Annotated in this window: 13 protein-coding genes; all 13 read right to left on the bottom strand. The window is 72.0% G+C overall.

Annotated features, from left to right (window positions below; translation table 11 throughout):
* Nucleotides 1-87 precede the first annotated feature (87 nt).
* Complete coding sequence (locus VF468_15020; GenBank protein HEX5879605.1) at nucleotides 88-549, bottom strand: hydrogenase maturation protease; 462 nt, start codon at nucleotides 547-549, stop codon at nucleotides 88-90.
* Complete coding sequence (locus VF468_15015) at nucleotides 546-1,967, bottom strand: Ni/Fe hydrogenase subunit alpha (protein ID HEX5879604.1); 1,422 nt, start codon at nucleotides 1,965-1,967, stop codon at nucleotides 546-548. Before VF468_15015 ends, VF468_15020 begins: the two co-directional genes overlap by 4 nt.
* A 14-nt stretch (nucleotides 1,968-1,981) precedes the next feature.
* Entirely contained in the window at nucleotides 1,982-2,515 is a 534-nt protein-coding gene (locus tag VF468_15010) for an NADP oxidoreductase (GenBank protein HEX5879603.1), read from the bottom strand.
* Nucleotides 2,512-3,222 carry a bidirectional hydrogenase complex protein HoxU gene (gene hoxU / locus VF468_15005; protein ID HEX5879602.1) on the bottom strand — a complete coding sequence of 237 codons (711 nt, stop codon included), beginning with the start codon at nucleotides 3,220-3,222 and terminating at the stop codon, nucleotides 2,512-2,514. Before hoxU ends, VF468_15010 begins: the two co-directional genes overlap by 4 nt.
* Nucleotides 3,219-4,886, bottom strand: coding sequence for a NuoF family protein (locus tag VF468_15000; protein ID HEX5879601.1), 1,668 nt, complete (start codon nucleotides 4,884-4,886; stop codon nucleotides 3,219-3,221). Before VF468_15000 ends, hoxU begins: the two co-directional genes overlap by 4 nt.
* Nucleotides 4,883-5,374 (bottom strand): bidirectional hydrogenase complex protein HoxE, encoded by a 492-nt coding sequence (hoxE, locus tag VF468_14995; GenBank protein HEX5879600.1) that lies wholly within the window; start codon nucleotides 5,372-5,374, stop codon nucleotides 4,883-4,885. Before hoxE ends, VF468_15000 begins: the two co-directional genes overlap by 4 nt.
* Before the next feature lie 46 nt (nucleotides 5,375-5,420).
* Nucleotides 5,421-5,771 (bottom strand): flavodoxin domain-containing protein, encoded by a 351-nt coding sequence (locus tag VF468_14990; GenBank protein HEX5879599.1) that lies wholly within the window; start codon nucleotides 5,769-5,771, stop codon nucleotides 5,421-5,423.
* A 2-nt stretch (nucleotides 5,772-5,773) separates the two neighbouring features.
* The gene (locus VF468_14985; protein HEX5879598.1) at nucleotides 5,774-6,427 is read right to left on the bottom strand and encodes a DUF998 domain-containing protein; all 654 of its coding nucleotides are present in this window, start codon (nucleotides 6,425-6,427) and stop codon (nucleotides 5,774-5,776) included.
* A gap of 384 nt (nucleotides 6,428-6,811) precedes the next feature.
* Complete coding sequence (locus tag VF468_14980; protein HEX5879597.1) at nucleotides 6,812-7,015, bottom strand: hypothetical protein; 204 nt, start codon at nucleotides 7,013-7,015, stop codon at nucleotides 6,812-6,814.
* Entirely contained in the window at nucleotides 7,002-7,622 is a 621-nt protein-coding gene (locus tag VF468_14975) for a CBS domain-containing protein (protein HEX5879596.1), read from the bottom strand. The genes VF468_14980 and VF468_14975 overlap by 14 nt, the downstream gene beginning before the upstream one ends.
* 10 nt (nucleotides 7,623-7,632) lie before the next feature.
* On the bottom strand, nucleotides 7,633-7,770 hold the full coding sequence (locus VF468_14970) for a hypothetical protein (GenBank protein ID HEX5879595.1): 138 nt from the start codon (nucleotides 7,768-7,770) through the stop codon (nucleotides 7,633-7,635).
* A gap of 94 nt (nucleotides 7,771-7,864) precedes the next feature.
* Nucleotides 7,865-8,932, bottom strand: a complete 1,068-nt coding sequence (locus VF468_14965; GenBank protein HEX5879594.1) for a dihydroorotate dehydrogenase-like protein — start codon at nucleotides 8,930-8,932, stop codon at nucleotides 7,865-7,867.
* On the bottom strand, nucleotides 8,929-10,177 hold a 1,249-nt coding region (locus VF468_14960; protein HEX5879593.1), incomplete at its 5' end, for a thiamine pyrophosphate-dependent enzyme. The genes VF468_14960 and VF468_14965, both read right to left, overlap by 4 nt.

Raw genomic sequence — 10,177 nt, 5'->3', positions numbered from 1 at the left:
AAACGCCGCCCCCGCCCCACCTCCCCGCCCGGCCGCGGCGCAGGCCTGAACCAGAACCCCTGACCCGACCCGGCGCCGAGGCCCGTCTCAGGCCCGATACTGGCCACTGACGATGTCGGCGACCGCCTCGACGACCTCGGGCAGCGCCCGCTCCAGGGCACCGGAGAGGCGGTCGCCTCCGGTGAACGACCCGGCGGCCACGCTCACCAGCACGATCGGAGGCACTGCGCCATAGAGGTCCTTGGCCAGCCCGGCCAGGGACTCGGGGTCGAGGTGATGGGACCAGGTGGCGGGGTCGGTCCGGCGTGGCTGGACCCGCCGGACCAAGACCGCGCCCGGGTCACCGTCAGCGGCCGCGTCGACCAGCACGACCAGCGCCGCCCGGCTGACCTCGACCGCCAGTTCCGGGACGAGCTGGTGCTGGGCCAGGACCCGGGCGCCGGCAAGACGCGGGTCGCTGGCCAGCAGTCTGGCGGCGTGCCAGCCGATGCCGTCGTCGCCGCGCAGGGAGTTGCCGTAGCCGACGACCAGGACGCCGGCGTCGGTCACCGCTTGCGCTCGTCGAGCACGGCGCCGTCGGGGGCGAGCAGTTGCAGGTGCAGGGGCATCTGCCCGATGGCGTGGGTGGAGCAGCTCAGGCATGGGTCGTAGCAGCGGATGACGGCCTCGACGCGGTTGAGCATGGGCTCCGTGAGCCGGTCAGCCTTGACGTAGTGGCGGGCCACCTGGGCGACGCTCTGGTTCATGGCCAGGTTGTTGTGGCCGGTGGCGATGACCAGATTGGCCCACTGGACGATGCCGTCACGGTCGACCCGGTAGTGGTGCAGCAGCGTGCCTCGGGGCGCCTCGGCGATGCCGATGCCCTCCTCGCGGTTGATGCCGGCCGTGGAGCGCACCCGGGGCGAGCAGATGCCGGGGTCGCGGAGCAGGGTCTCCAGCCGCTCAAGGCAGCCCAGGATCTCGATCAGCCGAGCCTGGTGGTAGTGGAACGAACTGCCGGGGGTACGGCCAAGACGGGCGCGGAACTCCTCCAGTTCCTCATCCGCCCGCGGGGTACCCAGCTTGTCGGCGACGTTGAGCCGGGCCAGTGGGCCCACCCGGTAGACGCCTTCGGGGTAGCCGAGGTCCTTCCAGTAGGCCGACTTGAGGTACGACCAGGGCTCGACCGCCTCGCCCAGGTATTCCCAGTAGGGCCGCGGGTCGGCCCGCTCGGCCAGCAGCGCCCCGTCGTCGCCGACCACCCGGAGGGCGCCGTCGTAGTGCTCGACGGCGCCGTCGGGGCCGACCAGGCCCATGAACGCCGACGGGAAGTCGCCGAAGCGGGCCGCCTCCTCGGCGAACCGCCGCACCGACGTCTTGTACCAGCCCAGCGCCCGCTCGGTGGCGGCGCGGGCCTCGGGCAGGGCGGCCAGGATCTGGTCGCGGGTCTCGCCCTGCAGTGGCGCGTCGACCCCGCCTGGCACCACCCAGGCCGGGTGGATCCGCTTGCCCCCCAGCGACTCGATCACCTGCTGGCCGAAGCGGCGCAGCCCGACGCCGTCGCGGGCCAGCTGGGGATTGGCGCCGAGCACCCCGAACAGGTGGCGGCCGCCGGCCTCGGCGTCGAACCCGAAGAGCAGGTCAGGCGAGGAGAGGTGGAAGAAGCTGAGGGCGTGCGACTGGACGACCTGGGCCAGGTTCATGATCCGGCGCAGGTCGACGGCGGTCGGGGGCGGCTCGGTGGCCAGGATCTGATCGCAGGCCTTGGCCGAGGCGATCAGGTGGCTGACCGGGCAGATGCCGCAGATGCGGGCCATGATCGACGGCAGCTCGTGCACCGGCCGCCCCTGGCAGATGCGCTCGAAGCCGCGGAACTGGGTGACGTGGAAGTGGGCGTCGGCGACCCGGCCGGCGTCGTCGAGCTGGATGGTGATCTTGGCGTGCCCCTCGATGCGGGTCACGGGGTCGATGACGATCTCGCGGGCCACGGCCGGCCTCCAGGTCAGGCGCCGAAGCGGGCGATGTGCGCGGTGTCCGGCATCCGCCCCTCCAGCAGCTCGTTGACGGTGAACCAGATGAGGTCGGCCGAGGGGGGGCAGCCGGGCAGGAAGACGTCGACCTTGACGACCCGGTGGACGGGCAGGGACTGCTCCAGCAGCCGGGGCACGACCTGGGACGGGAGCTGGGGGTTGTCGGTGGCGTTCTCCAGATACGCCCGCTCCAGCAGCGGCTGGGGGCCGATGGGGTTGCGCATGCCGGGGACGTTGGAGGTGACGGCGCAGTCACCGAACGACACCAGGATCCGGGTGCGCTGGCGGATGGCCCTGATCTTGGCCAGGTCCTCGTCGCTGGAGACGGCGCCCTCGACCAGGCAGACGTCGACGCCCTCGGGGTAGTCCTTGGTGTCGACCAGGGGGCTGTAGACCAGGTCGGCCCGCTGGCCCAGCTCCAGCAGCCGCTCGTCCATGTCCAGGAACGACATGTGACAGCCGGAGCAGCCGTCCAGCCAGACGGTGGCCAGCCGCGGCCTGCTCATTCCAGGGCCTCCCCTCGGCGCTTGAGGTAGGGAAGGAAGGGCCGGCGGGTCTTGGCCCCCTCGGCCACCGAGCGGCCCTTCTCGAACAGCGCCCCGGTCGGGCAGACCTGGACGCACTTGCCGCAGCTGGTGCAGGTGGGCGACTCCCCCCAAGGAGTGCCGAGGTCGGTGACCACCCGGGCGTCGATGCCGCGGCCCATGACGTCCCAGGTGTGGGCGCCCTCGATCTCGTCGCACACCCGCACGCAGCGGGTGCACATCACGCAGCGGTTGTGGTCGATGGCGAACAGTGGGTGGCTGGCGTCGATCCCAACCCGCGGGTTGACCGCGGGCAGCTCGAAGTGGGTGAGGCCGAGGGTGGCGGCCAGATCTTGGAGCTCGCAGTGGTTGTTGGCGACGCACACCGAGCAGATGTGGTTGCGCTCCACGAACAGCATCTCGACGATCGTCCGGCGGTAGGCGGCCAGCCGCTCGGAGTGGGCGGTCACCTCCATGCCCTCCTCGACCGCGGTGACACAGGCCGGCAGGAGCTTGCCGGAGGCGCCGACTTCGACGACGCACAGGCGGCAGGCGCCGACGTCGCTGAGGCCCTCCAGGTGGCACAGGGTCGGGATCTCGATGCTGTTCTCGGCGGCCACGTCCAGGATCGATTGGCCGGCGGCGCCGGCCACGTCGGTGCCGTCGATCCGCAGGGTGTAGACGCTCAACCGAGCACCTCCTCCCGGTTGGCGACCGGGCAGACCCCGGCCGGGCAGGTCCGGTCCTGGACGTGGGCCAGGTACTCCTCGCGGAAGTAGCGCAGGGTCGAGAACACCGGGTTGGGGGCGCTCTGGCCCAGGCCACACAGGCTGGTCTGCTTGACCATGTCCGACAGCCGCTCCAACTGCTCCAGGTCGTCCAGAGTGGCGTCGCCTTCGCAGATGCGTTGCAGCAGGGTGTGGAGCTGGGTGGTGCCGACCCGGCAGGGGATGCACTTGCCGCAGGACTCCTCGCGGCAGAAGTCCATGAAGTAGCGGGCCACGTCCACCATGCAGGCGGTGTCGTCCATCACGATCATGCCGCCCGACCCCATGATCGAGCCGACCTCCTTCAGCGACTCGTAGTCGACCGGCATGTCCAGGTACTGCGCGGGGATGCAGCCCCCCGAGGGACCGCCGGTCTGGACGGCCTTGAACGGGCGGCCGTCCAGGATCCCGCCACCGATGTCATAGACGATCTCGCGCAGGGTGATCCCCATGGGGACCTCGACCAGGCCGGTGTTGACCACCCGGCCGGCCAGGGCAAACACCTTGGTGCCCTTGCTGGTCTCCGTGCCGATGCCGGCGTACCAGTCCCCGCCGTTGCGGACGATGGGGGCGATGTTGGCGAACGTCTCGACGTTGTTGATCAGCGTCGGGCTTCGCCACAGCCCGGAGACGGCCGGGTACGGCGGCCGGGGCCGGGGCATACCCCGCCCACCTTGGACCGAGGCGATCAGGGCCGTCTCCTCGCCGCAGACGAACGCGCCCGCGCCAAGACGCAGCTCCACCTGGAACGCAAAGGGAGTGTCGGCGATGTCGGCGCCCAGCAGCCCGGCCCGTCCGGCCAGGCGGATGGCCGTCTTGAGGCGGGCCACGGCCAGCGGGTACTCGGCCCGGCAGTAGACATACCCGCGGCTGGCCCCCACGGCGTAGCCGGCGATGGCCATGCCCTCCAGCACCCGATGCGGGTCGCTCTCGAGCACGCTGCGGTCCATGAACGCCCCCGGGTCCCCCTCGTCGGCGTTGCAGATCACGTACTTCTGCCCGCCGGCGGCCTTGGCCACCGTGGTCCACTTCAGCCCGGTCGGGTAGCCGGCCCCGCCGCGCCCCCGGAGGCCGCTGCGGACGACCTGGTCGATCACCTCGGCCGGGGTCATCGAGTGCAGCGCCGTCTCCAGCGCCCGGTAGCCGCCGCGGGCCCGGTAGTCGTCCAGGTCCTCGGGGTCGACCCGCCCGGAGTTCTCGGTGGCCACCCGGACCTGGCGGGCGAAGAACGGCGGCGACGGCGGCGGGGTCGTCCCGGGGCTGACGGCCTGCAGCTCCTCGACCAGGCCACCCAGGTCGTCAGGGCGGACGCGGTCGAACAGCCGGCCGGTCTCGGGGACCTCGACCAGGGGGCCGGCGGCACACAGGCCCAGGCAGCCGACCCGCTTGACGGCCACATCGGTCAGCCCGGCCTCGGTGACCTGCTCGGCCAGGGCGTCGAAGATCTGGTCGGAGGAGGCGGACAGGCAGCTGGCAGCCTGGCAGACATGGGCCGACGCCCGGGCCGGGCCTTGGAGGACCGGCGCCCGCGCCCGGCGGCGGCGCGGCGGGCGCGCCGGCCGGTCGCTTCCGGCGTTCTTGGTCACAGCGCCTCCAATTCGGCCACGACCACCTCGGCGGTCAGCTTCCCGCGGACCTCGCCGTCCAGGATCATCGCCGGGGCCAGGCTGCAGGAGCCCAGGCAGCGGGCCGTCAGCAGCGACAGCTTGCCGTCGGTGGTGGTCTCCCCCGGCCGGACGCCGAGCCCGCGACCGATGGCGACGACGATCCCGCCGGCCCCGTTGATGTAGCAGGCCGTACCGGTGCACACGACGCAGGCGTGCTCGCCCTGCGGTTTGAGGGTGAAAAGCGAGTAGAAGGTGGCGACCCCGTAGACCTTGCTGAGCGGCACCCCCAGGCTTCTCGCGACGAACTCCATGGTCTGGGTGTCGAGATAACCGAACGCCTCCTGCGCTGCGTGCAGTACCTCGATGAGGGCGTCGGGCCGCTGCCCCAACCGCCGCATGCGCGTCTCGACAATCCGCCAGCGCTTGTCGTCACTCGGCGCCGGCGGCATGGCGGTGGCTACGGCCACGGCGCTTCCCCTTGGAGTTGGCTTGCTCCGGTTCTCCTGACGTCGATTAGGCATGCAACCGCCCGGCAAGGTCAAGCGACATCGGCTCCATTGCGACCTCGGCGTGGGTCTTGGCCATCGCGCTGGCCGGGAATCCCTTGGCATCGGCGGGGAGGCGGCCACCGAGGGTGACATGGCCGCGGGCGCCGATCCGCGTGGGCAGCTCCTGCACCTGCGGTACCGGCGGAATGGCCTCGATCGCCGAGCCGTCCAGTGGGCCGCTGCTGAACAGCCACACCGGCCGCTCGCGCAATGCGCCGGGGTGGCGCTTGACGAACCGTCGTGCATCGCGGTGCCAGCGGCCCGCGTACAGCGCCCCGCCGATGAAGACGGCGTCGTAGCCGTCGAGGATGTGCATCGTCAACCTCCCGTGCCGGCTGGGTTCCTGGTGTCGGTCGGGTTGGCAATCGCCAGCAGGTAGCTGCCGAAGGCCACCAGCCACAGGACGATCGGGTACACGATCCACCGCTCGAGGCCGCCCTCGCCGAGCTCAACCATCGGGGCCCAGCTGCGGAACGCGTCCAGGGCGAGCACGGTCGCGCCGAGGGCGATCGCTCCGAGGGTCGTCCAGAGATGGCGGAACGGGGCCGTGGTCACGCGGGACGACAGGACGACGGCGATGCCGCCGGCCAGGAAGGCGGTGAAGGCGAACAGGGTGTGCGGGGCCGGGTGGGTCAGGGGGAAGACGCCGACGCCGAGTGTGCCGACGCCGAGGAGCGCGGTGGGGATCAACACCGCCTTGCGCCCCAGCGCCCGGTAGGCGAACCAGGCCCCGGCCAGGATCATGGCTCCGGCGACCAGCATGGTGATGTCGAAGATGGCCGCCGAGGGCTGCAGGACGACGCTGTTGGGTGGCTCGGACGCGCCGAGGTGGCTGACCGTGTTGGTGTGGGTGGTGTAGACGCCGGGGTACAGCGCTTCGGCGGTGATGAACCCCATCAGGATCGCGGTGCCGGCGAGCGAGAGCAGGACCCCCGCGACCTTGGAGTTCCTGGACCGGTGCTGCGCCGCCATGGATGTGGTCGCTGCCGGCCCTGATCGAGGTGGGGAGGTGGTGAGCTGACGCGCTGGAAGGGTTGGCGCTGCCATCGTGTGCTTCCTCCTTGCCGAGCAGCCGTGTCGCGCTCAGTCTCCCTGCCGTCCACGGTCCCCCGTAGGGTCGAATGTCCGGCACGGCCAGGGACCATCGACTCCTGTGGTGGCCTGGCTTCGGGCGGCCCGAGAGACAGGATGCGGCGAGGGCGTGCTCGATATCGCCCTCGCCACGTAGCGGCGCCTACCGGTACCCCAGCCGGGTCCGGTGGCCGGCGCCGGGGAGGACGCCGCGTGGTCCATCAACATGACGGCCCACACCACCAGGATCGATCCCATGAACACGGCCAGCAGCACCTCGGACGATCAGCGTGGATAGGATCTTCGGCTGAGCAGGGCGGGCGTCTGGTTCGCCGCGACCCAGGCGGCGTAGTCGCCGCTGCGCACCAGGTCCTGGAACTCGTTGGCCATGCGGACATGCAGCGGTGGCACGGTCATGCCGCACCAGCGCATGTCGGCGACGATCTCGCGGGCGTGCCGCCGCGCCTTCAGCTCGTCACCGGTCACCATCGGTGCCCCTGGGTGGCTCGGCGCCATCGGCTCCCCGCTGGGTGGTGCGCACCTCGACCACGCCGGGGATGTCACGAGCGAGTCCCTCGAGGAGCCGGCGGGCGAGCGGGCTGGCGGCAGCGTCGATGGTGACGACCCCGCCGGCGACGCCCACGGCCAGCCGCTGGAGCGCCTGGATCTCCTCCTTGAGCCGGCGGTCGAGGTCGGCCTGGATGTCGTCGTCGCTGCGGGCGATCAGGCGGATCAGGTCGCGCCGGGCGACCATGCCGACCACCCGTTCCCCGGCCACCACCGGGACGGACTTGAGGCGGTGGCGCAGCATGAGCCGGGCGGCGGCGGTGGCGGCGGTGTCGCCGGTGAGGGTGTAGACCGACTGGCGCATCACCTCGCCGGCCGTGCGGGGCCCAGCCGGGGCGGGGCCTCGGCCGAGCCCGGTCTCCAGCGACAGCAGGTCGGCCTCGGACACGATCCCGATGAGCCGGTCGCTGGCATCGACCACCGGCACGGCGTTGATCCCATGCTCGACCAGGGTCGCGGCCACGTCCTTGAGGGGAGCGTCCGGCGACACGGTCACCACCGGAGTGCTCATCACGTCGCAGGTGCGCATGCCGTCCTCCTCAGGCGACCAGGGCGTCATCCGCCGGGACGAGGTCGGTGGCGTCGATGTCGTCGCCGCAGAACTCACAGCGGATCAGGACGAAGGTGTCATCGGCGAGGTAGTCGGCGTCGTTTCCGCACCGTGGGCAGGTGACCATGGGTCCTCTCCTTCGACGGCGGTGCTGCTGCACCGGCCTTGGACCCAGCATCAGCCCACGGCCCTGGCCGCACCTACGGCCGAAGGTCCCGCTCCTAGCGGGCCGCCCGGCCCGCCGGGGGTGCCGGTTCGTCGCCGGCCGCCTGGCCGGGGCTGACCTCGGCCCGGCTCGACCAGGACATGAGGGTGCGCATGTAGTTGGCCCGCTCGAACCCGGCCGGGTCGGGCATGGAGGCATGGCTCATGCTCCCGCGGAGCTGGGCCACCGAGTCGAGGTCATGCTCGGCCATGACGGTCCGCAGCTCCGCCTCCACCGTCTGAAGACGCTCGGGCCCGTGGCGCAGCAGGGCCGAGGTCATCATGGCCACGTTCGCCCCGGCCAGCAGGACCTTGGCCGCGTCCAGGCCGGTGTGGACCCCGGTGGTGGCGGCCAGCGAGATCCCGACCCGGCCGAACAGGATGGCGATCCAGCGCAGGGGCAGGCGCAGCTCCTCGGAGTTCGACAGCACCAGCCGCGGCACCACGTCGCGGCTGTCCAGGTCCAGGTCGGGCTGGTAGAAGCGGTTGAACAGGACCAGCCCGTCGGCCCCGGCCTCGTCGACCCGCACGGCGAAGTTGGCCAGGGCGGTGAAGAACGGGCTCAGCTTGACGGCCAGCGGAACCGACACCGCCGCCCGCACGTCGGCGATCAGGTCCAGGTAGCGGGCCTCCAGCTCGGCCGCGCCGACCCGCGGGTCGGTGGCCACCGTGTAGAGGTTCAGCTCCAGGGCGTCGGCGCCGGCGTCGCGCATCCGCTTGGCGTGCCCGACCCAGCCGCCCGGGGTGATGCCGTTGAGGCTGGCGATCACCGGGACGCTCACCGCCCGCTTGGCCTGCGCGATGTGGTCCAGGTAGGTCCAGGGCCCGGTGTTGTAGTCCTGGAGGTCGGGGAAGTAGGAGAGGGCCTCGCCGGTGTGGTCCGAGGTCGACTCCAGCAGCCGGTCCAGCTCCAGCTGGTCGTGGGTGAGCTGCTCCTCGAACAGCGAGGGCAGCACCACCGCCCCGACCCCGGCCGCCTCCAGCCGCCGCAGCCCGTCCAGCTCCCCGGTCAGCGGCGAGGGCGAGGCGACCAGCGGGCTCCGCAGCTCCAGCCCCAGATAGGTGGTGCGCAGGTCGACGGTCACGGCGCCTCCTCAGTGGTCGGCCCGGTGCCGGCTGGGGTGACCGGCCGCGGGGGCAGATGGGGGGCGGTGCGGGACAGGCCGGCGAGCTGCTCGTAGTAGCGCCAGCGCTCGCGGGCGTCCGCCTCGGCCAGGTCCATCAGCCGCTCGAACTCCTCGGGGGCGGTGCGGGCCAGCATGGCGAAGCGGGCCTCGCTGCCCGCGAACTCCCGCAGCGGCACCGTCGGCGGCTTGGAGTCGAGATGGAACGGGCGCTCCGCCTCAGGGTGGTAGCGGTACAGCGGCCAGTGGCCCGACCGCACGGCCTCGCGCATGTGGCTCATCGACCCGGTCATGTCGAACCCGTGGGCGATGCAGGTCGAATAGGCGATCACCAGCGACGGGCCGGGCCAGGCCTCGGCCTCCAGCAGGGCCTTGACGGTCTGCATGTCGCTGGCCCCGACGGCCACGTGGGCCACATAGACGTTGCCGTAGGCCATGGCCAGCATGCCCAGGTCCTTCTTGGTGGTCTGCTTGCCGCGGGCGGCGAACTTGGCCACCGCGCCCCGCGGTGTAGCCTTGGACGCCTGCCCTCCGGTGTTGGAGTAGACCTCGGTGTCCAGCACCAGCAGGTTCACGTCCTGGCCGGAGGCCAGGACCGCGTCCACCCCGGCCGAGCCGATGTCGTAGGCCCAGCCGTCCCCGCCGACGATCCAGACGCTGCGCCGGACGAGCTCCCCGGCCAGGCCCTCGAGCTCGCGCGCCGCCGCCCCGTCCACGCCGGCGAGCCGGCGGCGCAGCTCGGCCACCCGCTGGCGCTGGGCGGCGACCTCGGCCTCGCCGTGCTGGTCGGCGGCCAGGATGGCCCGGGCGAGGTCCTCCCCCACCGCCGGCGCCAGCCGCTCGACCAGCTGGCGGGCCCGGGCCGCCTGCCGGTCGGCGGCCAAGCGGATGCCGAGGCCGAACTCGGCGTTGTCCTCGAACAGCGAGTTGGCCCAGGCCGGTCCCCGCCCGGCGGCGTCGGCCGTCCACGGGGTGGTCGGCAGGTTGCCGCCGTAGATCGACGAGCAGCCGGTGGCGTTGGCCACGAGCAGCCGGTCGCCCACGACCTGGGTGAGGAGCTTCAGGTACGGCGTCTCGCCGCAGCCGGCGCAGGCGCCGGAGAACTCGAACAGGGGGCGGAAGAGTTGCGAGCCCTTGACGTCGATCCGGACGGCCGAGCGGTCGGGGTCGGGCAGGGCGAGGAAGAACTCGAAGTTCGCCCGCTCC

It is taken from the genome of Actinomycetota bacterium (assembly GCA_036280995.1).
In the GTDB taxonomy this organism is placed as follows: Bacteria; Actinomycetota; CALGFH01; order CALGFH01; family CALGFH01; genus CALGFH01.
This window is presented reverse-complemented; position numbering and strand designations above follow the sequence as displayed.